The 22,617-nt window shown below is 70.8% G+C and carries 19 protein-coding genes; 12 read left to right on the top strand and 7 right to left on the bottom strand.

Annotated features, from left to right (window positions below; genetic code table 11):
• Position 1 precedes the first annotated feature (1 nt).
• Positions 2-1,540, top strand: coding sequence for a SpoIIE family protein phosphatase (locus ACGFIQ_RS14255; protein WP_393243579.1), 1,539 nt, complete (start codon positions 2-4; stop codon positions 1,538-1,540).
• Positions 1,541-1,553: 13 nt separating this feature from the next.
• Here the strand turns inward: ACGFIQ_RS14255 and ACGFIQ_RS14250 are convergent, their stop codons facing one another.
• Positions 1,554-2,351, bottom strand: coding sequence for a DUF6597 domain-containing transcriptional factor (locus ACGFIQ_RS14250; RefSeq protein WP_393243577.1), 798 nt, complete (start codon positions 2,349-2,351; stop codon positions 1,554-1,556).
• A gap of 31 nt (positions 2,352-2,382) precedes the next feature.
• On the opposite strand from ACGFIQ_RS14250, the gene ACGFIQ_RS14245 reads away from it, so the two are divergent.
• The 6 genes from ACGFIQ_RS14245 to ACGFIQ_RS14220 all read left to right on the top strand — a co-directional run bounded on the left by ACGFIQ_RS14245 (position 2,383) and on the right by ACGFIQ_RS14220 (position 8,539).
• Positions 2,383-2,961: a TIGR03086 family metal-binding protein gene (locus tag ACGFIQ_RS14245; protein WP_393243575.1), complete on the top strand. Its 579-nt coding sequence runs from the start codon at positions 2,383-2,385 to the stop codon at positions 2,959-2,961.
• A gap of 154 nt (positions 2,962-3,115) precedes the next feature.
• The gene (locus ACGFIQ_RS14240) at positions 3,116-3,652 is read left to right on the top strand and encodes a PadR family transcriptional regulator (protein ID WP_393243573.1); all 537 of its coding nucleotides are present in this window, start codon (positions 3,116-3,118) and stop codon (positions 3,650-3,652) included.
• Complete coding sequence (locus ACGFIQ_RS14235) at positions 3,649-4,350, top strand: ABC transporter ATP-binding protein (RefSeq protein WP_393243571.1); 702 nt, start codon at positions 3,649-3,651, stop codon at positions 4,348-4,350. The genes ACGFIQ_RS14240 and ACGFIQ_RS14235 overlap by 4 nt, the downstream gene beginning before the upstream one ends.
• Positions 4,347-5,879, top strand: a complete 1,533-nt coding sequence (locus ACGFIQ_RS14230; RefSeq protein ID WP_393243569.1) for an FtsX-like permease family protein — start codon at positions 4,347-4,349, stop codon at positions 5,877-5,879. Before ACGFIQ_RS14235 ends, ACGFIQ_RS14230 begins: the two co-directional genes overlap by 4 nt.
• 105 nt (positions 5,880-5,984) lie before the next feature.
• Positions 5,985-6,419, top strand: coding sequence for a hypothetical protein (locus ACGFIQ_RS14225; RefSeq protein WP_393243567.1), 435 nt, complete (start codon positions 5,985-5,987; stop codon positions 6,417-6,419).
• Between the two features lie 2 nt (positions 6,420-6,421).
• On the top strand, positions 6,422-8,539 hold the full coding sequence (locus ACGFIQ_RS14220; protein WP_393243565.1) for a bifunctional polysaccharide deacetylase/glycosyltransferase family 2 protein: 2,118 nt from the start codon (positions 6,422-6,424) through the stop codon (positions 8,537-8,539).
• 33 nt (positions 8,540-8,572) lie between these two features.
• Here ACGFIQ_RS14220 and ACGFIQ_RS14215 read toward each other — a convergent pair whose 3' ends face one another.
• Positions 8,573-8,728, bottom strand: coding sequence for a hypothetical protein (locus tag ACGFIQ_RS14215; RefSeq protein WP_393243563.1), 156 nt, complete (start codon positions 8,726-8,728; stop codon positions 8,573-8,575).
• Between the two features lie 15 nt (positions 8,729-8,743).
• Positions 8,744-10,840 (bottom strand): S9 family peptidase, encoded by a 2,097-nt coding sequence (locus tag ACGFIQ_RS14210; protein WP_393243561.1) that lies wholly within the window; start codon positions 10,838-10,840, stop codon positions 8,744-8,746.
• A 95-nt stretch (positions 10,841-10,935) separates the two neighbouring features.
• On the opposite strand from ACGFIQ_RS14210, the gene ACGFIQ_RS14205 reads away from it, so the two are divergent.
• Entirely contained in the window at positions 10,936-12,294 is a 1,359-nt protein-coding gene (locus ACGFIQ_RS14205; protein ID WP_393243559.1) for an FAD-binding oxidoreductase, read from the top strand.
• A gap of 147 nt (positions 12,295-12,441) precedes the next feature.
• Here ACGFIQ_RS14205 and ACGFIQ_RS14200 read toward each other — a convergent pair whose 3' ends face one another.
• Together ACGFIQ_RS14200 and ACGFIQ_RS14195 are read right to left on the bottom strand one after the other, a co-directional pair.
• Positions 12,442-12,651: a DUF397 domain-containing protein gene (locus ACGFIQ_RS14200; RefSeq protein ID WP_393243557.1), complete on the bottom strand. Its 210-nt coding sequence runs from the start codon at positions 12,649-12,651 to the stop codon at positions 12,442-12,444.
• Positions 12,648-13,328, bottom strand: a complete 681-nt coding sequence (locus ACGFIQ_RS14195) for a DUF5753 domain-containing protein (protein ID WP_393243555.1) — start codon at positions 13,326-13,328, stop codon at positions 12,648-12,650. Before ACGFIQ_RS14195 ends, ACGFIQ_RS14200 begins: the two co-directional genes overlap by 4 nt.
• A 259-nt stretch (positions 13,329-13,587) precedes the next feature.
• Here ACGFIQ_RS14195 and ACGFIQ_RS14190 point away from each other — a divergent pair, with 259 nt between their 5' ends.
• Together ACGFIQ_RS14190 and ACGFIQ_RS14185 are read left to right on the top strand one after the other, a co-directional pair.
• Complete coding sequence (locus ACGFIQ_RS14190; protein ID WP_393243553.1) at positions 13,588-14,271, top strand: DUF433 domain-containing protein; 684 nt, start codon at positions 13,588-13,590, stop codon at positions 14,269-14,271.
• On the top strand, positions 14,268-14,705 hold the full coding sequence (locus ACGFIQ_RS14185; protein ID WP_393243551.1) for a hypothetical protein: 438 nt from the start codon (positions 14,268-14,270) through the stop codon (positions 14,703-14,705). The genes ACGFIQ_RS14190 and ACGFIQ_RS14185 overlap by 4 nt, the downstream gene beginning before the upstream one ends.
• Positions 14,706-14,762: 57 nt before the next feature.
• On the opposite strand, the gene ACGFIQ_RS14180 is transcribed toward ACGFIQ_RS14185, so the two are convergent.
• On the bottom strand, positions 14,763-16,814 hold the full coding sequence (locus ACGFIQ_RS14180; protein ID WP_393243549.1) for a SpoIIE family protein phosphatase: 2,052 nt from the start codon (positions 16,812-16,814) through the stop codon (positions 14,763-14,765).
• A gap of 316 nt (positions 16,815-17,130) precedes the next feature.
• Here ACGFIQ_RS14180 and ACGFIQ_RS14175 point away from each other — a divergent pair, with 316 nt between their 5' ends.
• Together ACGFIQ_RS14175 and ACGFIQ_RS14170 are read left to right on the top strand one after the other, a co-directional pair.
• Entirely contained in the window at positions 17,131-21,498 is a 4,368-nt protein-coding gene (locus ACGFIQ_RS14175; protein ID WP_393243547.1) for a HAMP domain-containing protein, read from the top strand.
• Positions 21,495-22,049 carry a response regulator gene (locus ACGFIQ_RS14170; RefSeq protein WP_357068745.1) on the top strand — a complete coding sequence of 185 codons (555 nt, stop codon included), beginning with the start codon at positions 21,495-21,497 and terminating at the stop codon, positions 22,047-22,049. The genes ACGFIQ_RS14175 and ACGFIQ_RS14170 overlap by 4 nt, the downstream gene beginning before the upstream one ends.
• A 214-nt stretch (positions 22,050-22,263) precedes the next feature.
• Here ACGFIQ_RS14170 and ACGFIQ_RS14165 read toward each other — a convergent pair whose 3' ends face one another.
• The gene (locus ACGFIQ_RS14165) at positions 22,264-22,599 is read right to left on the bottom strand and encodes an STAS domain-containing protein (RefSeq protein ID WP_007454492.1); all 336 of its coding nucleotides are present in this window, start codon (positions 22,597-22,599) and stop codon (positions 22,264-22,266) included.
• Between the last annotated feature and the right edge of the window lie 18 nt (positions 22,600-22,617).

Here is a 22,617-nt window from a genome sequence, read left to right as displayed (position 1 = left end):
CATGGACGGCATGCCGGCAACCATCCTGGTCGTCGACGACAGTCGTACCAAGCGCTACCTGCTGGTCAGCTGGCTGACCCGGGCCGGGTTCACGGTGCTCGAAGCCGAGAACGGCGCCGACGCGTTGGCCCGGGTCGAGGTGGACCGGATCGACCTTGTCGTCCTCGACGTGCGGCTGCCCGACCTGAGCGGGTACGAGGTCTGCGAACAGATCAAGGCCCGGCACCCGGCGATGCCGGTGATCCACGTTTCGGCGCACGCCGTCGACGTGGCCGACCGAGCCCAGGGGCTGACCCGGGGCGCGGACGCGTACCTGACCGAGCCGATCGAGCCGGAAGAGTTGATCGCCACCACGCGGGCGGTGCTGCGCTACTACCAGGCCCGGCAGCGCGCCGAACTGCTCGCCGAGCGGCTGCTCGGGCTGGCCGACACGACAGTTGCGGTGCACGCCGCGCCGACCTTCGCACGCCTGCTGGAGGCCGCCGCCGAGGGCGCCGCGCAGATCTTCAAGAGCCCGGCGGCGGTGATCGCCGAGACCTTCGACGGTGACTGTCTCGCGGGGATCTGCGCCGGTCCCGGCGCGACGGCCGCCGTGGTGCCGTGGGTCGTCGACGACACCGGAGTGCCGACCGGTGCCACCGTTCGGGTGCAGACCCCGGCGAGCTGGGCGCTTGTCGACTGGCCGGCGGACGACACGGTGACAGTCGCCGCCGCCCGGCTGCGCGAGGACCGGGCCCCGCTGTACGTGGTGGTCCCGACCGCCACCCAGACCGCTCGGACGCCGGTGCTCAAGCAGTTGGCCCAGGCGGTGGCGGCGGCCGTGGAGGGGCAACGCTCGTTCGACGAGGAGCACCGGATCGCCGTCACCCTCCAACGCAGCCTGCTCCCGCGCGGGCTGCCCACCGTCGCCGGCCTGGACCTCGCCGTGCGCTACGAGCCGGCCAGCGCACAGACCGAGGTGGGCGGCGACTTCTACGAGCTGGTGATGCTCGACGGGCACCTGCTGCTGGCCATCGGCGACGTGGCCGGCCACTCGCTGCACGCGGCGACCGTGATGGCCGAGCTGCGGCACGCGGTGCGGGCGTACGCGGTCGAGGGGCACCAGCCCGGCGAGATCCTGCACCGGGTCAACGAGCTGATGCGGACGCTGCTGCCCAACGAGATCGCCACACTCTGCGTACTCCTGCTGCACCCGCCGACCGGGCGGGTCCGGCTGGCCAGTGCCGGGCATCTTCCGCCGGTGCTCAACCTGGGTGGCACTGTCGATTTCGTGCAGCACTCCGCGCCGCTGCTCGGCGTCCGTGCGCCTCGCCCGGTCGACCTGGAGTTCGTGCTGCCGGCCGGGGCCACGCTGGTGTTCTACACCGACGGGCTGATCGAGCGGCGGGACGCGACGATCGACGAGGGGCTGGCCGCGCTCGCCGCGGTCTGCGCGACTGTCGACGACGACCTGGACCGGTTCTGCGCCCGGCTGCTGGTGGAGCTGGCCCCACCGGAGATCCAGGACGACGTCGCCGTGGTCGTCCTGCGCCGCCGCTGAGCTGGCGCCGGCCTCAGCGCACCGAGCGGGCGTACGCGGCGGGGGACACCCCGGCCACGGCGGTGAAGTCGCGGACGAGGTGGGCCTGGTCGCTGTAGCCCAGGTCGGCGGCGAGATCCGCCCAACACAGCGGGCCGCCGGCGGCCTGTTCGACGGCCTCCAGGAGCCGGTAGCGGCGGATCACCCACTTCGGCCCCACCCCCACGTACTCGATGAAGAGTCGCTGCAACCGGCGGACCGCAACGTCGTGCCGCGCGGCGAAGTCGTCGACCCGCAGCACCGTCCGGTCGGTGCGGATCGCCTCGGCCAGCCGGACGGCCTCCTCGGTCATCGGATCCGGCTCCGGATCCCAGGCGGTGAGCAGGGCGTCCAACGCGCGGCAGCGTTCGTCGTCGGTGGCCGCGCACACCACCTCGTGGGGTACGGCCAGCCGACCAGCGGGCAGCGGCACCCGGCGGCCGGTCAGCTCGGTGACCGGCCGGCGCCAGAACGAGTGGAACCCGCCGGGGCGGAACTGCACCCCGCAGACCCGGCCGGTGCCGGCGAGCGTGATCCGGAACAGGTCGCGGCCCACCCCGGTCACCTCGCCGGACTCGGGCCCGTCACCGTCCCGCCGGAACACCACGTTCACCGCCGGGTGTGGCAGGACGCGCTGCTCGAACGGTGTGCTCAACGCCCAGTCGACCAGCCAGTAGTGCTCCACCCAGGGGCGTAGCGACTCCACCGGCAGGTGCCGGCGGAAGCGCACCTCGCGCAGCATGCGCCCGGGGTCGAGGATGCCCCGGCTGTCGCCACGCGGTCGGTGTCGCATTTGTTCAAGACCACCCTCATACGCTGGCCCCATGACCACTCAGACTAGCGACCTGCTGGCGGCTGCCGCGCCGCGAACTGTCGACGTGGTGCGGGGCATCACCGACGACCAACTCGACCTGGCCACGCCGTGCCGGGACTACGTGGTGCGCGATCTGCTCAACCACCTGTTCGAGGTGGTGGTCAACTTCCAGGATCTGGCCGGGAAGCGGCAGGTGGAGTGGGCCGAGAAGCCCGACCACCTGGCCGACGGCTGGCGGGACCGGTTCAAGACGGAGACCGACAGGTTGATCGCCGCCTGGTCGGATCCGTCCACCCTGGAGGGTGTCTCGCCGGGCATGGGCATGCCGCAGGCCGTCATCGGTGGAATGGCTCTGCTGGACCTGACCGTGCACGGCTGGGACCTCGCCGTCGCCACCGGCCAGCCGTACCAGCCGGCCCCGGAGGCGGTGGCCGAGTTGCACGGGCTGGTCGAGCAGTTGGGCCCGACGGCCCGCAAGATGGGCGTCTTCGCCGAACCGGTGCCCACCCCAGCCCCGACCTCGCCGCCCGACCTGGCCCACCTCCTGACCCAAACCGGCCGCACCCCCACCTGGCCCCCCACCCCGTAACCCCCACCCCCGTCCTACTCCCACCCCGTTGATCATGGAGTTGTTGCGCGTCTCTGCGACGTGTCGTGGCAATAACCTCATGATCAATGGGCGCAAAGGGGTGGGATGGGTGGGGTTGTTGACTTGGCTATTCGCTCGGTGAATAGTGGATCGGGTGTCTACGCCGCATGTTCTGCTCGGGCTGTTGGCCGGTGGCAGCCGGCACGGCTATGAGCTCAAGCGTGCACACGACGAGCGGCTGCCGCGGGCTCGGCCGCTGGCCTTCGGGCAGGTCTACGCCACTCTTGGCCGCCTGCAACGCGACGGCCTGGTGGCCGCCGCCGGGCAGGACCGCGCCTCCGGTCCGGATCGCACGGCGTACGAGCTGACCGAGCAGGGGCGGGCCACGCTGGACCAGTGGCTGTCCACGGTGGAGCCACCCATGCCGTACGTGACCAGCGCACTGTTCGTCAAGGTCGTGGTGGCGCTGCTGGCCGCCGACGTCGACCGGGCCCGGTCCTACCTGATCTCCCAGCGTGCCGCGCACACCGCGCGGCTGCGTGAGCTGACCGTGGTCAAGGGAGATCCGGCCGCCACTCTCAGCGACGTGGTCGCGGCCGACTTCGCGATCGCCCACCTCGACGCGGACCTGCGGTGGCTGCACACCACCCTGGGCCGGGTCGCCGACTGGCACTGGGAGGTGCATCCGTGACGCAACTCCAGGCTCGCGGCGTGGTTCGGGCGTACGGTCCGACACCCGCACTGCGTGGCGTGACGCTCGACGTGGCCGAGGGCGAGATCGTCGCCGTCACCGGCCCGAGCGGCTGCGGCAAGTCGACTCTGCTGCACTGCCTGGCCGGGATCCTCCGACCGGACGTCGGCGAGGTCACCTGGCGCGGGCACCGCATCGACACCTGGTCGGAGAAGGCCCGGTCCCGACTGCGGCGCACCGAGTTCGGGGTGCTGTTCCAGTTCGGCCAACTGGTCGCCGAGTTGACCGCCGCGGAGAACGTCGCCCTGCCCCTGCTCCTCGCCGGCACGGGGCGGCGAGAGGCACGGACGGCGGCGCTCACCTGGCTGGAACGGTTCGGAGTGGAGGAGGTGGCCGACGTGCGGCCGGGTGAGATGTCCGGTGGCCAGCAGCAACGCTGCGCCACCGCACGGGCGTTGGTGACCGAGCCTCGGGTGCTCTTCGCCGACGAGCCGACCGGCGCACTGGACACGCTCACCGGCGAGCAGGTGCTCACCCATCTGGTCCGGCTCGCCCGTGAGCAGCACACCGCCGTCGTGCTGGTCACCCACGAGCCGCGGGTCGCCGCGTACGCCGATCGGGAGATCGTGCTGCGCGACGGCCTGGTGGACCACACCGGCCTGGGGCTCGACGTGCCGCTGGCCGGCGGCGCCCGGTGAGACCGGCGACGCTGGTCCGCCTCGCGCTAGCCGGCACCCGCACCGACACCGCGCGGGTGGTGCTCACCGCGCTCAGTGCCCTGCTGGCGACCCTGGCCGGGCTCGCGGCGCTCACCGTGCTGGCCATTCCCACGCCCGCCGCGACGGATGAGAACCCGAACAGGTGGTCGGAGCAGTACCACAACGCTCTGCTCGTGCAGCCCGGGTTGCGGGGCGGCACGGCGTTCGCGCTGCTGATGCTGATGATCCCGGTGCTGGCGCTGGCCGGGCAGTGCGCCCGGCTCGGTGCGCCGGCACGGGACCGCCGGTTGGCCGCGCTCCGGCTGGCCGGTGCCACCCCCGGCCAGGTCACCCGGCTGGTGGTGCTGGAGACCGGCCTGGCCGCCCTGCTCGGCACACTCGTCGGCCTGGGTGTCTACCTGCTTGGCCGCGATCTGTTGCACCGGCCGGACGCGCGAGGTCGACTGGCCCTGCCCACCGACGTGCTGCCGTCGACAGGCGTAGTGGCCGGGGTGGTGCTCGGTCTGCCGGTCGTCGCGGCGCTGGCCACCGCACTGATGCTGCGGACGGTCACCACCAGCCCGCTCGGGGTGAGTCGCAAGGCCGCCCGCGAGCGCGGCCCGCGACCATGGGTCGGGTTCCTCATCGGGCTTGGCGTGGTCCTGTTCGCGGCTGCCCGTCCGGTGGCATACCGGTTCGACGACGACGAAGAGCTGGTGGCCTGGCTGGTGCCGCTGATGTTCGCGGCGGGTGGGTTCGCGGCGATGATCGGCGTGGTGATCGGCACCGGCTGGATCTCGTACCACTGCGGGCGGTTGCTGCGTCGGTACGCCCGCCGTCCACCAGCCCTGCTCGCCGCGGGCCGGTTGATGGCCGACCCGTGGGCGGGCAGTCGCACCTTCGCGGCGCTGCTCTCCGCCTTGATCTTCGGTGCCGGTGCGGCCGCGTTGCGCGCCTACTTCGCCACCCAGGGCCAGCTCAACCGGGAGGACAGTCGGCTCGCCGGGGTCGAGGTGACCTCCGACTCGTTCTACCTGTCCACGATGGATCTGGTGGACGCCGCCGTCGCGGTGGCCGTCCTGATCGCGGCCGGCGGGCTGATCGTCGCGCTGGTGGAGGGGATCGTCGCCCGCCGACGCGTGCACGCCGCACTTGTCGCCACCGGGGTGCCCCGCGCGGTGCTGATCCGATCGGTGGCCTGGCAGGCGTTGGCCCCTGCGGTGCCGGCGATCCTGCTCGCGCTCACCGTGGGCACGTTGCTCGGTCGAGGGCTGTTCCCGAAGGCATCGAGGGGTGGATCCTCGACGGAGGTCTGCAACGCCACGGTCGCGCTCTGTGCCGATCCAGCCACCCGTGCGCAGTACACCCAGGTCGTCGAAACCCCCGGGCTTGAGCGGGTTCCCGCCGTACCCCTGGAGCAGTTGGCGTGGCTCGGCGCCGGCGCCCTGGCCGCGGTGCTGGTGACGGTCGGCGTCGGTGTGCTCTTCCTGCGCGCCAGCACCGACCTGGACGAGCTGCGCACGGCCTGAGTCGATGTAACATCCCTGGTGGCGGTGCCGCTGTGTGCAACGGAGGCCCGGCCCATCGGGTCTCCGACGCCGGTTGCCGGCGTGGTGACGGTGGGAGTTTGTCAGATGCACAGTCAACCGGGCCCTGTCCCGCCAGTGTTCGTCGACGGCAGCGGGCGTCGCCGCCGGCTGACCGTCATCGCGGGCACCGTCATGGGCCTTGGCCTGCTCACCAGCCTCGCCCTGATCGCCGCGGGACTTTTCCTGGACACGTCGGTGCCGCTGCCCGGCTGGTCGGACGACCCCCGGGGGACCCGCCCCGTGGAGGCCGGCGTGGACGGGATCAACGCGCCCCGGGTGACCGAGTCGCCGTCGCCGTCGCCGGCGACCCGCACGTCGGCGCCGCTGCCGCCCGCCTCACCGACCAGCGACCGATCCCCGGCCACGGCCGGTACGACCGTCACGGCCACCGGGGCGCCATCCGCCACCGACCAACCGGGCCGTGGCGACGAGCACCGCAACACCGCCAAGCCGAGCAGGTCGCCCGGTAAGCCGCAGTGACGATGGCGAGACACGTGGCCCGGCGAGACCCTCGGGCGCACTGGCTGCTGCTGCTGCTCGGGCTGCTCCTGCTGCTTGCGGCGCTCACCGTCAACGGCCTGGTTAGCGGTCTCGCGGGCGGCTCGGGAAAGGCCACCGCACGGCCCGCGTCGGACGTGCTGGCCGCCGTCGGCTCGGGTGGCCCGGTGCTACGGCTGGATCGTGCTGAACCGGTCAGCCGGGCGTTGCCGGACCGCACCATCGCGCTGACCTTCGACGACGGGCCGGACCCGCGCTGGACGCCACAGGTCCTCGACGTGCTGCGTCGGCACGGCGCGCACGCCACCTTCTTCGTGGTGGGCGCCCGGGTCAACGAGCACCCCGAACTGCTCCGGCGGATCCTCGCCGAGGGGCACGAGATCGGGTCGCACACGTTCACCCACGCCGACCTCACCAAGGTGTCGCCGTGGCGGCGTGACCTCGAACTGTCGCTGACCCGCAAGGCGGTCGCGTCGGCCACCGGCCGAGAAGTGACCCTGCTCCGGCCGCCGTTCTCCTCGGTGCCGACGGCGCTGACCGGGCCGGAGTACGCCGCGTTGCGCGCCGCCGCCGGTGCCGGGCACGTCGCGGTGCTCAGCGACCTGGACACCAAGGACTGGCAGCGCCCCGGCACCGACCAGATCGTGCGGGCTGCCACCCCGAAGCGGGGAGCGGGAGCGGTGGTGCTGATGCACGACGGCGGCGGTGACCGGGCGCAGACCCTCGCCGCGCTGGACCGCCTGCTGCCTACGCTCGGCGATCAGGGTTACCGGTTCACCACCGTCTCCGCCGGCATCGACGCCTCGCCGTCGATGCTTCCGGCGGGCACAGGTACCCGGCTGAGCGGCACCGCGCTCCGTTGGACCCAGACCGGTGCCCGCTGGTCCGCGGAGGTGATGAACCTCCTGCTCGCCACCGCACTCGTGCTCGGGGTCGCGCGTCTGGCCGTGCAGGTGTTCTGCGCCCAGCGGCACGTGCGCCGGGTCCGCCGGCCCCGCCGGGACCGTCCCGAGGTGCGGGTACCGGTGTCGGTGATCGTGCCCGCGTACAACGAGGCGGCGAACATCGCCGCCACGGTTCGTTCCCTGATGGCCAGCGCGTACCCGGCGTTGGAGGTGATCGTGGTGGACGACGGGTCGGACGACGGCACCGCCGACATCGTCGAGCGGATGCGACTGCGCGGGGTGCGCGTGATCCGGCAGGCCAACGCCGGCAAGCCAGCGGCGCTGAACACGGGCATCCGGGCGGCCCGGGCGAACCTGCTGGTGCTTGTCGACGGCGACACCGTCTTCCAGCCGGACACCGTGCACCGCCTGGTGCAGGGCTTCGCCGACCCGTCGGTGGGCGCGATCAGCGGCAACACCAAGGTCGCCAACCGGCATCGGCTGCTCGGCCGGTGGCAGCACCTGGAGTACGTGATCGGCTTCAACCTCGACCGACGGATGTACGACGTGCTGGAGTGCATGCCGACAATCCCCGGCGCGATCGGCGCGTTCCGCCGCGAGGTGCTGCTGCGGGTGGGCGGGGTGCCGTCGGACACGCTGGCCGAGGACACGGACCTCACCATGAAGGTGCTTCGGGCCGGCTGGCGGGTCGTCTACGAGGAGTCGGCAATCGCCTGGACCGAAGCCCCGTCGTCGTTGCGCCAACTCTGGCGGCAGCGCTACCGCTGGTGCTACGGCACCATGCAGGCGATGTGGAAGCACCGGCACGCGCTGCGCGAGTCGGGTGCCGGAGGCAAACTGGGCCGACGCGGCCTGCCGTACCTCACGGTGTTCCAGATCGTGTTGCCGCTCACCGCGCCGGCGGTCGACGTGTTCGCCGTGTACGGCCTGCTCTTCCTGCCCTGGTCGACACTCGCCCTGGCCTGGGCGGGACTGCTGTTGCTCCAGGCGGCCACCGCCGCGTACGCGCTGCGACTGGACCGGGAGCGGTACGGCCCACTGTGGGCGCTGCCGTTCCAGCAGCTTGTCTACCGGCAGCTCATGTATCTGGTGGTGGTGCAGTCGGTGGTCACCGCGTTGATCGGCAACCGGCTGCGCTGGCAGCGGATGGTGCGGACCGGCGAGGCGGCAGCGTTGGTCGGGGCCGGCCGCGGCTGACGCCACCTCGACGCGGCGTCAGCCGTCGGCCGGTCAGGTCGGGGTGTGGAAGAGGCCGGCCGACCAGGAGACCAACAGCCCGACGGCGGCGGAGCAGCAGCAGACGAGCAGAGCGGCGGCGACCACTGCGAGGATCATCCAGGCGGACGCCCGCCGAGGCGTCCGCCCCGGCTCGTCCCCGTCGGTCATCGCCGCCGCCCGCCGTCAGGCCCGGCCGATGCGGTCCAGGATCCAGGCGTTGATGAACGCCTCCTCACGCCAGGAGTCGTAGCGACCGCTCGGGCCGCCGTGCCCGGCACCCATCTCGGTCTTGAGGAGGTAGTCGCCGCCCGGGGCGACAGCCCGCAGTCGGGCGATCCACTTCGCCGGCTCCGAGTAGAGCACCCGGGTGTCGTTGAGGCTGGTCACCGCGAGGATCGCCGGGTAGTCCACGGCTGCCACGTTCTCGTACGGCGTGTAGGACTTCATGTACGCGTACACCTCGGGATCTTCCAGTGGGTTGCCCCACTCCTCCCACTCGGTGACGGTCAGCGGCAGCGACGGGTCGAGGATCGACGTGAGCGCGTCCACGAAGGGCACCTGCGCGACGATCCCGGTGAACGCGTCCGGCGCCAGGTTGGCCACCGCGCCCATCAACAGGCCACCGGCCGAGGCCCCGCGGGCGACCAGCCGGTCGCTGGCCGTCCAGCCGGCCTTGACCAGGTGTCGGGCGCAGGCGACGAAGTCGGTGAAGGTGTTCTTCTTGGCCAGCAGCTTGCCCTGGTCGTACCAACGCCGACCCAGCTCGCCGCCGCCGCGGGTGTGCGCCACCGCGAAGACCACGCCCCGGTCCAGCAGCGACAGTCGGGCCACCGAGAACCACGGGTCCATGCTGGCCTCGTACGAGCCGTAGCCGTACAGCTCGCAGGGTGCCGAGCCGTCCCGGGGGGTGCCGACCCGGCAGATCAGTGAGATCGGCACCCGGGTGCCGTCGTCGGCGAGCGCCCAGTCCCGGTGCTGCTCGTACTCGGCCGGGTCGTACGGTCGGCCGTCCGGCCCGGGCAGCACCGGCTTCTGCTTGCGCAGCACCATCTGTCGGGTGACCAGGTCGTAGTCGTACACCGAGTCGGGGGTGACCAGCGACGAGTAGCGCAACCGGATCTGCCCGGTGCGGTACTCCGGGTTGGCGTCCAGCCCGACGCTGTACAGCGGCTCGGGGAAGTCGATGTCGTGGGCGTCGTCGCTGCCCACCGGCAACACCCGCAGCCCGGTCAGCCCGTCGGTGCGCAGCGACACCACGAGGTGGTTGGCGAAGGCGTCCACGGCCTCCAGCCGGGTGCCGGGGGAGTGCTCGATCAGCGGCACCCAGTCGCCCGGCGTGTCCGCCGAGGTGAACGCCAGCGCGAAGTCCTCCGCACCGTCGTTGTGCAGGATCAGGAAACGGTGGCCGTGGTGCTCCACCGCGTACTCGACGCCCTGCCGGCGGGGGGCGACCACGGCCGGCGCGCCGGTCGGGTTGCCGGCGGGGATCACCAGCACCTCGCTCGTCACCTTGCTGTGGATGTCGATCAGGATGAACTTTTCCGACCGGGTCAGCTCGACGCCCACCCAGAACCGTTCGTCGTCCTCCTGGTGGACCACCACGTCGTCGCTGGCGGCCGAACCGACGGTGTGCCGCCAGACCCGGTTCGGTCGCCAGGCCTCGTCCACCGTCACGTAGAACAGCGTCGACGCGTCGGCCGACCAGGCCGTGCCGTAGGACGTGTCCGGGACCTCGTCCGGCAGCAACTCGCCGGTGGTCAGGTCCTTCACGCGCAGGGTGAACCGCTCGTCGCCGGAGAAGTCGGTGGAGTAGGCCAACCAGCGACCGTCCGGGCTGACGTCGAACGTGCCGAGCGAGAAGAAGTCGTGCCCCTCGGCCAGCAGGTTGCCGTCGAGCAGCACCTCCTCCCCGTCGAGGGGGGCGCCCTCCGCGCTGACCGGCGGGTCGGTCTCACCGTCACGCACGGCGCGCCGGCACTGCACCCCGTACTGCTGCCCCTCGACCGTCCGGGTGTAGTACCAGTGCCCGCCCTTGCGGGTCGGCACGGACAGGTCGGTCTCCCTGGTGCGTTGGCGGGTCTCCTCGAACAGGTCCGCGCGGAGCCCGGCCAGGTGCGCCGTGCGCGCGTCGGTGTACTCGTTCTCGGCGGTCAGGTAGGCGATCGTCTCCGGGTCGTCCTTGGTGGCGAGCCAGGCGTACTCGTCGACGACTGTGTCGCCGTGGTGGCTGCGCTCGCTGGGCACCCGCTTCGCCGCGGGCGGGGCAGTCTCGGTGGTCACGGCGCCACGTTACCGGCCAGCACCTGCCGTACGCCGTACCAGTGATATCCCGGTCCGCGTCAACACCGCTTTCGAACACATGTACGATAGCCGGCATGGCGGCAGCAGCGAGTTCCCTCGGCCGGTCCGGCGCTCTCGAGATCACCCGGCGGTTGGCGGCGATCTGCGGTCCGCCGTTCTCCCGGCTCGGCGGCGCGGCCGACGAGGTGGCGGGGCGGCGGGCGCGCTGGGTGGCGGTGCCGGGCGGCCCGCACGCCGCCGCCGAGGTGCTACGCCTGGCTGCCGCGCACGACCTGACGGTGGTTCCCCGGGGTGCCGGCACGAAGATCGACTGGGGTGCCACGCCCGTGCAGGTCGACATCATGCTCGACACCGGTCGGTTGGCCGGCATCGGTCACGAGCCGGCCGGTCCGCCGGTGGCCGAGGTGGGTGCCGGCACCCCGCTTCGAGCGGTGCAGGCCACGCTGGAGCGCACCGGGCAGCGGCTGGCGATGGATGCTCCGTCACCCGGCGCGACCCTGGGCGGGGTGCTCGCCGCCGGCGAGGCCGGCCCGCTGCGCCACCGCCACGGCAGCCCCTGCGACCAACTGCTCGGCGTCCGTTACCTCGCCGCCGACGGTGAGCTGGTCAGCGCCGGGGGTGGCGCACCCGGTCTCGACCTGGCCCGGCTGCTCTGCGGCTCCCAGGGTGCGCTCGGTGTGCTGGTCTCGGCGAGTCTGCGGGTGCAGCCGCTGCCGGCGAGCCGGCTCTGGGTGTCCCGCCCGGTGTGGACGCCGCTGGAGGTGCACGAGCTGATCCGGACGATCCTCGCCGCCCGACTGGAGCCGGCGGCCGTCGAACTGGACCTGCCGGGTGGCGCCCTCCGGCCACGTTCGCCGTACCCGCCCGGCCACCCGTCCGCGACGGCCCGGGAGCGTCACCCGTCGATGTCCGGCCGGGCCGGTGTCCCGTCCCGGGCGGGCAGCCTGGTGGTGCTGCTGGAGGGCGGTCCCGCCGACGTCACCGAACGCGCCGAGCGCCTGGTCGGCCTGCTGGACGGCGAGGCGACGATCGCCCACTCCGCGCCGACGTGGTGGCGTCGCTACCCGTTCGCTCCGGGCGACACGGCGCTGCGTCTGGAGGTGCCGATCGGCGATCTGCACGCCGCCGTCTACGCGCTACGCGACGCCACCGGCGCGCCGGTGCCGGTGCGCGGGTCCGCCGGGCTGGGCGTGGTGCACGCGGCACTGCCCGGAGCGTTGGCTCCCAGCCGCGTGGCGTCCATCCTGGCCGCCGTCCGAGGGGTGTTGCTGGCCCGGCAGGGCCGCTGCGTGGTGGTCTCCGCTCCGGCGGCCGTCCGCCAGGCCGTCGACCTCTGGGGCGACCTGGCCGGCCTGGCCCAGCTGCGTGAGGCCAAGGAGCACCTCGACCCGGAGCACCGGCTCGCCCCCGGGCGTCTCCCGGGCGGCCTCTAGGCAACTCGCCGCAGATCGCGGGTCCAGCTCAGTCCATCCACCACCTGGACCGACCTCGTCACCTGTACCGCAGGGGTGGCAATTCTGGGTGCGAACACAAACGAGACTGAGCGCTGTCTGAGCGGGAAGCGCCAGTGCCTACGTCAATCAGGGCCGCGGATCCGAGCCAGCTTTCAGCACCGCCAAAAACCCAGACCAGGCCGATCCTTCGAAGGCGAGCATCGGCCCACTGCGGTCCTTGGTGTCGCGTACGTCCACCCCATCGGTGGAGAATCGAACCTCGACGCAGGCCGCGTTGTTTGCACTCCGGGACGACTTGAACCAGCCCAGGTCCCGGTTGTCGTTGAGGGGAGTCACGTCATCTCCTTGGCAATCCGCCGGATCAGTGCCAGCGAGTCCGCCGAGCTTAACGCGCACTCCCGCGACTCCTCGAACGTCACCGAGTAGTCCGCCACCCTGGTCGACTGATCGATGATGTCGCTGGATGTCAGGATCTCCTGCCAGACCAGGTCAGGCAGCCGAGGCGATGGAAACGAAAGTATCTGAAACGGACCACCGAGCGCGGGGTGGGCTCCTGCCGTAAACGGGACGACCCGAACCTCAACTTGTTCGGGCCGTTCTGTTGCCAGCTGCGCCAGGTGCTCAAGCTGGGCGCGCATCACCGCAGGCCCGCCGATCTGTTGACGTAGTGCACCTTCGGCGACGATGGTGGTCAACCGCAGTGGATCCGCGGCATTCAACCGCTCCTGCCGAGCCATACGGACGCCGATTCTGCGCTCCATCTCGGTCAGTCTGACGTAGGTGTTGCCGCCACGGATCACGGCCCGTGCATAGTCCTGGGTCTGCAGCAGCCCATCGACCAGTTCGTTGCAGTAGCTGCGGATGTGCTGAGCACCTGCTTCGTAACCGAGGAACCGCAGGAAATCAGCCGGAAAGAGTTGGCCGTACTGGTGCCACCAAGCCCGTCGGCTGGCCGCGACCCGTAGCCCTTCCAACTCGGCCGCATCCGCGGAGTCGATCTCATAGATCTGCACGAGCTGACCCAGACGATTGGCCGGAAGCTTGACTCGCCCGGGTTCGGCCGCTACTACGCCGGGTTGGGCACCCTGGACGAGGATGGCGAGCCGTACAGGGCCACAGCGCACGAGGACATCGACTGGTCTGGCAGTGCGGTCCTGGTTCCGGTCTCGGGTCAGTAGCCCTTGAGCGACGGTGGCTGAGTCGATGACGCGTCAGGGAGACCTGCGGGCTTGGTCACCGCCACTCGGACCCTCGGGGTGCCAGAATGACTCCATGACCAGCGTGCTCGACCGCGAGATGTACACCGAGGCTGAAGCAGCCCGGCTGCTACGCATCCGTCAGTCGACCCTGCACTACTGGCTGGAAGGTGCCCAGGGGCCCAAGAAGGATTACAAACCCATCCTTCGCGACAAACCACGCCGGAGTCGCACCGTCACCTGGGCCGAGTTCGTCGAGGCAGGCTTCCTCCGCGAGTACCGGCGCACCCATAACGTGCCCATGGCAGAGCTACGCAAGTTCATCGAGCTTCTTCGCGAGCAGTTCGGGGTGCCCTACCCACTGGCGGACCGACGTCCCTTCGTGTCGGGCAAGAGCCTCGTCTTTGACGCGCAGACCGCAGCGGGCCTCGGTGTGGACTACTGGATGGTCACTGTCGCCGGTGACCAACTACTACTCACCACACCGGCGGACTCGTTCAGCCGCCGGGTCGATTGGACCGACAACATTGCGGTCGGCTACAGCCCCGACGCCAACTCCGATTCGCCCGTACGGGTGCAGCCTGATATCCGCTTCGGGAAGCCTTCGATCAAGGGGGTGAGCACCGAGGTCATCGGCGAACAACACGACGCGGGCGAGGACGCCGACAGCATCGCGGAGATGTACGCGCTCGATGCGAGCGATGTCGCATGGGCGCTGGCGTACGAGTTCTCGGTCCGAGCGACCACCCAGGCAGCGTGACCCGGGCCAAACCCGCGAGTGTTCGCTTCTATTTCGACGCTGACATTCGTGGCCTGGGAATCCTGCTGTCCACGATCCGGCCCGACGTCACCTACCCGGGCGACCCTGGCGGTGAGGTGCACAAGCGCGTACGACCACAGTGCCTCGTGGCGGATGTAGCGACTCCGGACGACGTCTGGATCCCTCAGGTGACCGAGCAAGGATGGTTGATCGTTACGCGGGACCGGCACATTCGCACCCGCCCTCGTGAGATCGCGGCCGTTCGCGAGTACGGCGCTCGAATGGTTGCCCTCACCGCCGCCGAAGCGACCAACACCTTCAGTCAGCTCGAAGTTGTCATGTGCCGTTGGCGCGACATCCTCAAGTGCCTCGACAGACCGGGTCCCTTCATCTGCACGGCGACCCGATCCACGTTCGACCAGTTGCCGATGTAACTGCTCTCGCCCACGAGAGCCGTCATCCATCGAACCAGCTGCGGCACCCTGCGGCGCTCAGGTCGCGTCGTTGCGGAGCACCAGGATGGCGATGTCGTCCCGGGGCGGCTCCACCGAAAAGTTGATCGCGACGGAGCGCAGCCGGGCGGCCACCACGTCGGCCGAATAGCCGGCCAAAGGTGCGGCCGCGTCCCGCAGGCGGTCCGTGCCGAACAGCTCCCGACCGCGCCGTCGCTCGGTGACACCATCGGTGTAGAAGATCAGCGAGTCGCCCGGCGCGAGCGTGATCTTCGCCGTTGGCGAGGTGATCGTGTCGAGCAGGCCGAGCGCGGTGCCGCCGGTGCCGACGAACCCCGCGCCGCCCGCACCGGCCAGCAGCACCGGCTGGTCGTGCCCGGCCAGGTGCAGCGACACGTCCAACGTGTCGCCCTGGCCCGGCCCGACCGCCGCCAGCGCCAATGTGCAGTATCGTCCGCCACCCCGCTCGACGAGCGTCTCGTTGAGCCGCGCCAACGCCTCCGGCAACGGTTTGCCGTCGCCGACCAGCACCCGGATCACGTCCCGGACCAGCCCGGTCACCGCGGCGGCCTGGACGCCCTTGCCCGAGACGTCACCGATCACCACCAGCCAACGCCCGTCGGGCAGCGGCACCACGTCGTAGAAGTCGCCCCCCACCTCCGCGTCGTCACCGGTCGGGACGTACTCGGCGGCGAAGCCGATCCCGTCCACGAGCGGCAGCACCGGCGGCAACAGGGACTGCTGAAGCGTCTGCGCCACGCGGCGGCGTTCGGCGTGGATGCGGGCGTTCTCGATGGCCAGCGCGGCCCGCCGGGCCACGTCCTCCAACACGGCCACCTCGTCCGGGTCGTGCCGGTGCCGCTGGTGCCGCCCCACCGCCAGGGTGCCGAGCCGCTGCCCCCGCGCGATCAGCGGGACCGCGAAACCCTCCATGGGCCCACCCAGGGGGATCTGCGCCGCGCTGCGGGACGCCTCGCGCAGGCGAGCCTGGATCGAATCCGGCCCGGTCTCGGCCAGCACCTTGTGCAGCTGCGGCAACATCGACTCGTCGGCGTGGCTGGCCGCCGCCAGCCGGAGCCGACCCCACTCGTCGGCGGTGTGCACCGCGCACCACTGGCCGAGCCGGGGCACCACCAACTGCGGCACCAGGGCCATGGTCAGGTCGACGTCCAACGACTGGGCGAGCAGCTCGCTTGCCTCGGCCAGGAACGTCAACCACACCTGCCGGCGGACGTCGGCCCGGCGCAGCCGGTCGTTCTCCAGGTGCAGCGACAGCCGCTCGGCGGTGAGCACCGCCAACGGCTGGGCGTACGCCGACGGCGCGGCGTCCAACTCCAGCTCCCCGGCGTACGGGCGGTGCACCGTGAGCGGCACCCGGAGCAGCTCACTGCCGGCGCGGGGCGGTCGGCCGAAGCGGGCCAGCACCTGGCGGCCCTGCCCGTCGCCCCGGTCCAGGCGGATCGTGCCGCCGGCCGCTCCCACCATCTCGGCGACCCGGCTGAGCAGGCTTGTGGCGAAGTCGGGCAGCGGATCGTCGGCGTACAGGTCGGGGGCGGTTTGCATGAGTTCGCTCATCGCGCTGGCGCTCGGCGCGGACCGGTCGGTGCCCACCTGGGCGCCGCCGGTGGTGTCCCCGGTCGGCGGGTCGGCGCCGGGGCGGTCCAGCCGGAACCAGACGCCCTTGCCGGTGGGCAGGTACGTGGTGCCCCAGCGGCTGGCGAAGTGGTCGACGAGCAGCAGACCGCGCCCCCGCTCGGAGACCTCGTCGATCTCGGTGGAGTCGTTGCGGGCGCCGACGGTCAGCTCGTCGCCCGAGCCGGGCGCGAAGTCGGAGACGGTGACGGTCAGCCCGATCTCGTCGGCGACGACCTCGATGTCCAACTCGGTGCGGGCGTGCTCGACGGCGTTGGTGGTCAACTCGGTGGTGAGCAGCAGGGCCTCGTTGGCCAGCTCGTCCAGGTGTGACTCGGTCAACACCGACCGGACCACGGCGCGGGCGGCGGCCGGCGTACGGCGGTCGGCTGGCAGGCGGACGCGCCGGGTCGCCCCGTCCCGGGCCCCGGCCGTCGCGGGCCCCGCCTCGGCTGACACCCTCGTATCCTCCACCGTTCCCCCACCGGGTGCCAAGCCGATCATCATCCGCGCGTCCTCTCCTCCCCGACCGGGAGAAAGGGTCCCTTGTCGGCGCTAACCGAACACGCTGCGTCGCGTTGCGTCCATGGGTGGCGTTGGCGAACTCTGCGAGGTGTGCGACCCCCGCGGCCAGGCTCGCGTCGATCGGGCGGATCGGACGGCGCTCGGGGTCACCTGGCGGGTCGCGCACCCTGGCACTACGGCGCGCGCGGGCACAATATGGGGTGCCGGTGTGTCCGCACGGACCGGCAGCCCCCGAGTGGAGCGAGGAATGATGACCACGGCGAAGCAGTCGGTGGCGGATCCGTCCGTGCCCGACAACGAGGCGCTCCTCGGTGAGTTGACCGAGGCACTGCGACGGATCGGTCACGGCGACCTGAAGGTCCGGCTTCCCCGCCGCGCGGGCGTGGCCGGTGAGGTGGCCGACGCCTTCAACGAGGTGGTCTCGCTCCAGGAGCGGCAGTATTTGGACCTGCGGCGGATCAGCCGGATCGTCGGTCGCGACGGCCGGCTCACCGAGCGGCTCGACGACGAGGGGTTGGACGGCTCCTGGGCGGAGGGGCAGCGGGCGATCAACTCGCTGATCGACGACCTGGGCCGGCCGACCACCGAGATCGCCCGGGTCATCGTGGCGGTCGCCGACGGTGACCTGTCCCAGCACATGGCGTTGGAGATCGACGGCCGGCCGCTGCGTGGTGAGTACCTGCGCATCGGGCGCACCGTGAACACGATGGTGGACCAGCTGTCGTCGTTCTCCAACGAGGTGACCCGGGTGGCCCGTGAGGTGGGCACCGAGGGCAAACTGGGCGGCCAGGCCAACGTCCGGGGTGTGGCCGGCACCTGGAAGGACCTCACCGACTCGGTGAACACCATGGCGTCGAACCTGACCGGCCAGGTGCGGTCGATCTCGCAGGTGGCGACGGCGGTGGCCAAGGGTGACCTGTCGCAGAAGATCACCGTTGGGGCGCGCGGTGAGGTCGCCGAGTTGGCCGCCACGATGAACTACCTCACCGACACGCTGCGACTCTTCGCCGAGCAGGTGACCCGGGTGGCCCGCGAGGTGGGCACCGAGGGCAAGCTGGGCGGCCAGGCCGAGGTGCCGAACGTGGCCGGCACCTGGAAGGACCTGACCGACAGCGTCAACTCGATGGCGTCGAACCTGACCTCCCAGGTCCGCAACATCGCGCAGGTCTCCACGGCGGTGGCGCGTGGTGACCTGTCGCAGAAGATCACGGTGGCGGCGCAGGGCGAGATCCTGGAGCTGAAGGACACCGTGAACACGATGGTGGACCAGTTGTCGTCGTTCGCCGACGAGGTGACCCGGGTGGCCCGTGAGGTGGGCATCGAGGGCAAGCTCGGCGGTCAGGCCCAGGTGCGCGGTGTCTCCGGCACCTGGCGGGACCTCACCGAGAACGTCAACCAGCTCGCCGGCAACCTGACCAGCCAGGTCCGCAACATCTCCCAGGTCTCCACCGCCGTGGCGAAGGGTGACCTGTCGCAGAAGATCACCGTGGATGCCCAGGGCGAGATCCTGGAGCTGAAGGACACCGTCAACACGATGGTGGACCAGTTGTCGTCGTTCGCCGACGAGGTGACCCGGGTCGCGCGTGAGGTGGGCACCGAGGGCAACCTGGGCGGTCAGGCGCAGGTCAAGGGCGTCAGCGGTACGTGGCGGGACCTGACCGACAACGTCAACTCGATGGCGTCGAACCTGACCAGCCAGGTGCGGAACATCGCCTCGGTGACCACGGCGGTGGCGAAGGGTGACCTGTCGCAGAAGATCACGGTGGACGCGCGGGGCGAGATTTTGGAGCTGAAGTCGACTGTCAACACGATGGTGGACCAGTTGTCGTCGTTCGCCGACGAGGTGACCCGGGTGGCCCGTGAGGTGGGCACCGAGGGCAAGCTCGGCGGTCAGGCGCAGGTGCGCGGTGTGGCCGGCACCTGGCGGGACCTGACCGACAACGTCAACTCGATGGCCTCCAACCTGACCGCCCAGGTCCGCAACATCGCCCAGGTCTCCACGGCGGTGGCGAAGGGTGACCTGTCGCAGAAGATCACGGTGGACGCGCGGGGCGAGATCCTGGAGCTGAAGTCGACTGTCAACACGATGGTGGACCAGTTGTCGTCGTTCGCCGACGAGGTGACCCGGGTCGCGCGTGAGGTGGGCACCGAGGGCAAGCTCGGCGGTCAGGCGCAGGTGCGCGGTGTGGCCGGCACCTGGCGGGACCTGACCGACGACGTCAACTCGATGGCGTCGAACCTGACCAGTCAGGTCCGCAACATCGCCTCGGTGACCACCGCCGTCGCGAAGGGCGACCTCTCCCAGAAGATCACCGTCGACGCCCAGGGCGAGATCCTGGAGCTGAAGTCGACAGTCAACACGATGGTGGACCAGTTGTCGTCGTTCGCCGACGAGGTGACCCGGGTGGCCCGCGAGGTCGGCATCGAGGGCAAGCTCGGCGGTCAGGCCCAGGTGAAGGGCGTGTCCGGCACCTGGCGCGACCTCACCGAGAACGTCAACCAACTCGCCTCGACGCTGACCACGCAGTTGCGGGCCATCGCCCAGGTGTCCACCTCGGTGACCCGGGGCGACCTGACCCAGCGGATCGCGGTCAAGGCCCAGGGTGAGGTCGCCGAGCTGAAGGACAACATCAACCAGATGGTCGTCACCCTCCGGGAGACGACCAAGAAGAACGCCGAGCAGGGCTGGCTGGACTCCAACCTGGCCCGCATCGGCGGTCTGTTGCAGGGTCAGCGCGACCTCGGCGAGGTCTGCCGCATGATCATGACGGAGGTGACCCCGCTCGTCGACGCCCAGCTCGGTGCCTTCTTCCTGGCCGACGACACCGACGGCAGCATGCGGCTGCGGCTGACCTCCTCCTACGGGTACGTGGCGCGGGGCCACGACGTCACCTTCGGGCCGGGTGAGGGGCTGGTCGGGCAGACCGCGCTCTCCCGCCGCACGATCCGGGTCAGCGCCTCCCCGGACAGCCGACTCACGCTGCGGTCCGGTCTGGCCGAGACACCCCCGTCCGACCTGGTGGTGCTCCCCGTGCTCTTCGAGGGCGAACTGCTCGGGGTGATCGAGTTCGCAAGTGTGTCGGCCTTCTCCGAGCTGCACCTCGCGTTCCTGGAGCGGTTGGTGCTCACCATCGGCATCGCGGTCAACACCATCCAGGCCAACCGGCGTACGGAGGAGTTGCTGGCCCAGTCGCAACGGCTGGCGCACGAGATGCAGGAGCAGTCGGCGGAGTTGCAGCGCACCAACGCCGAGCTGGAGGAGAAGGCCACCCTGCTCTCCGAGCAGAAGGGCAACATCGAGACGAAGAACCGGGAGATCGAGCTGGCCCGGTTGGGCCTGGAGGAGAAGGCGCAGCAGCTGACCAGGGCCTCGGCCTACAAGTCGGAGTTCCTGGCCAACATGAGCCACGAGCTGCGTACGCCGTTGAACTCGTTGCTGCTGCTGGCCCGCCTGCTGGCGGAGAACTCGGAGCAGAACCTCAGCCCGAAGCAGATCGAGTTCGCCCGGACCATCCACGGGTCCGGCTCCGACCTGCTGCGGCTGATCGACGACATCCTCGACCTGTCCAAGATCGAGGCGGGCCGGATGGACGTCGAGCCGACCGAGATCCGCTTCGCCGAGCTGCGCAGCTACGTCGAGCAGGCGTTCGCACCGCAGGCCGAGGAGAAGAACCTGGACTTCCAGGTACGGGTGAGCAAGGATCTGCCGCCGGCGTTGGTGACCGACGCGCAGCGGTTGCAGCAGATCCTGCGCAACCTGCTCTCCAACGCGGTGAAGTTCACCGACAACGGCGCGGTGACGCTGCGGATCGCCCCGGCGGCGGACAACGCGGTCTTCGACGTGCCGGCGCTGGCCAATGCCCAGCAGGTGATCGCGTTCACCGTGATCGACACCGGGATCGGCATCTCCGACGACAAGTTGTCGATCATCTTCGAGGCGTTCCAGCAGGCGGACGGCACGACCAGTCGCCGCTACGGCGGCACCGGTCTGGGCCTGTCGATCAGCCGCGACCTGGCCCGGCTGATCGGCGGCACGATCACCGTGTCGTCCGCTCCCGGTCAGGGCTCGACCTTCACGCTGTTCGTGCCGCAGGTGCTGGCCCCGGATGCCGTGGTCGCGCCCCAGCTCCCGTCGCCGCAGCGCGCCGGCCTGCCGTCGTCGCTGCTGATGCCGCCGCTGGAGTTGCTGCCGGAGCGGCCGGAGGCACCGGCGACCCGTCAGCTGGATGGCGCCACGGTGCTGATCGTGGACGACGACGTCCGCAACGTCTTCGCCTTGACCAGCGCGTTGGAGCTGCACGGGATGACCGTGCTGTACTCGGACAACGGGGCGGACGGTGTCCGCCTGTTGGCCGAGCATCCGGAGGTGGACATCGTGCTGATGGATGCCATGATGCCGGACCAGGACGGTTACGAGACCACCCGCCAGATCCGCCGCAACCATCGGTTCGCCGATCTTCCGGTGGTCTTCCTGACCGCGAAGGCCATGCCGGGCGACCGCGAGTCGGCGCTCGCGGCCGGCGGCAGCGACTACATCACCAAGCCGGTCGACCTGGACGACTTGATCGAGTTGATGTCGTCCTGGATCAACGGCAGCCGGACCGAGGAGACTTCGTGACCCAGATCGCCAAGGCGCTGCTCGTGGACGACCGGCGACAGAATCTGACGGCCCTGGAGGCGATCCTCCAGGGCCTGCCGGTCCAGTCCGTGGCGGTGGAGAGCGGTGAGGCGGCGCTCAAGCAGCTCCTCGTGGACGACTTCGCGGTGATCCTGTTGGACGCGCAGATGCCGGACATGGACGGCTTCGAGACGGCGAGCCACATCAAGCGCCGGGAGCGGACCCGGCACGTGCCGATCATCTTCCTCACCGCCGCCGACCGGGACGCCCAGCTCGCCCTGCGGGGCTACCAGGTGGGCGCGGTGGACTACCTGACCAAGCCGTTCGACCCGTGGGTGTTGCGGGCCAAGGTGTCGGTCTTCGTCGAGCTGTGGGTGAAGACCCGGCAGTTGGCCACCCAGTCGGACCTGGTGCGCGAGCGCGACACGCAGTGGCGGCGGCTCACCGACGCGGTCGACGAGGCGACCACGCTGCTCCGGTCCGACAACGTGGAGGCCCACGACCGGGCGGTCCGCATGCTGGAGCAGGCTCGCTGGGGCAACACGGCCTGACCCTCAGACCTCGCCGGGTCGGGTGTGGCCGGTGGCGGCCCGGCGGGCCCGCCAGCGCTCACCCAACGATTCGATCTCCTCCTGGACGAAGAGGAAGAAGTCGCGCATCTCGGCCACTCGTTCGCCGGCCGGGGTCGGTTTCGGGTCGCTCGGCCCGGTGCTCGGCGGGGCACGGAGGGGGAGGGTGCCGGGAGGGGCAGAGCGGGGCCGGGGGTTAGCCGGTGGGTTGGTCGTTGCGGATCATCAGGGCGCTGCGGAGGCCGGTGATGTCCAGGACGCGGATCAGGAAGTCGCCCACGTGGGTCAGCATCAGCAGGCTCTGCGCGTGGCTGGCCTTGCGGCTGAGCACGACCAGGGTGCCCAGGCCCTGCGAGTCGCAGAAGGTGACCCCACCCAGGTCGAGCACGATCCGCGGGGGTGGGTCGGCCAGCACCTCGTTGACGACCGTGGAGAGCTGGGCGGCCGTGAGCATGTCGATCTCACCGGCCAGGCGCAGCACTGCTTCGTCGCCCGTCCGGTGTAGCGTGATGGACAGTTCGGCACGATCCACCCGGTCAGCCTAGCGCGA

Source organism: Micromonospora sp. NPDC048898 (genome assembly GCF_043198035.1).
In the GTDB taxonomy this organism is placed as follows: domain Bacteria; phylum Actinomycetota; class Actinomycetes; order Mycobacteriales; family Micromonosporaceae; genus Micromonospora.
Note: the sequence above shows the minus strand (reverse complement) of the source record. Positions and strands in the feature narration are given on the sequence as shown.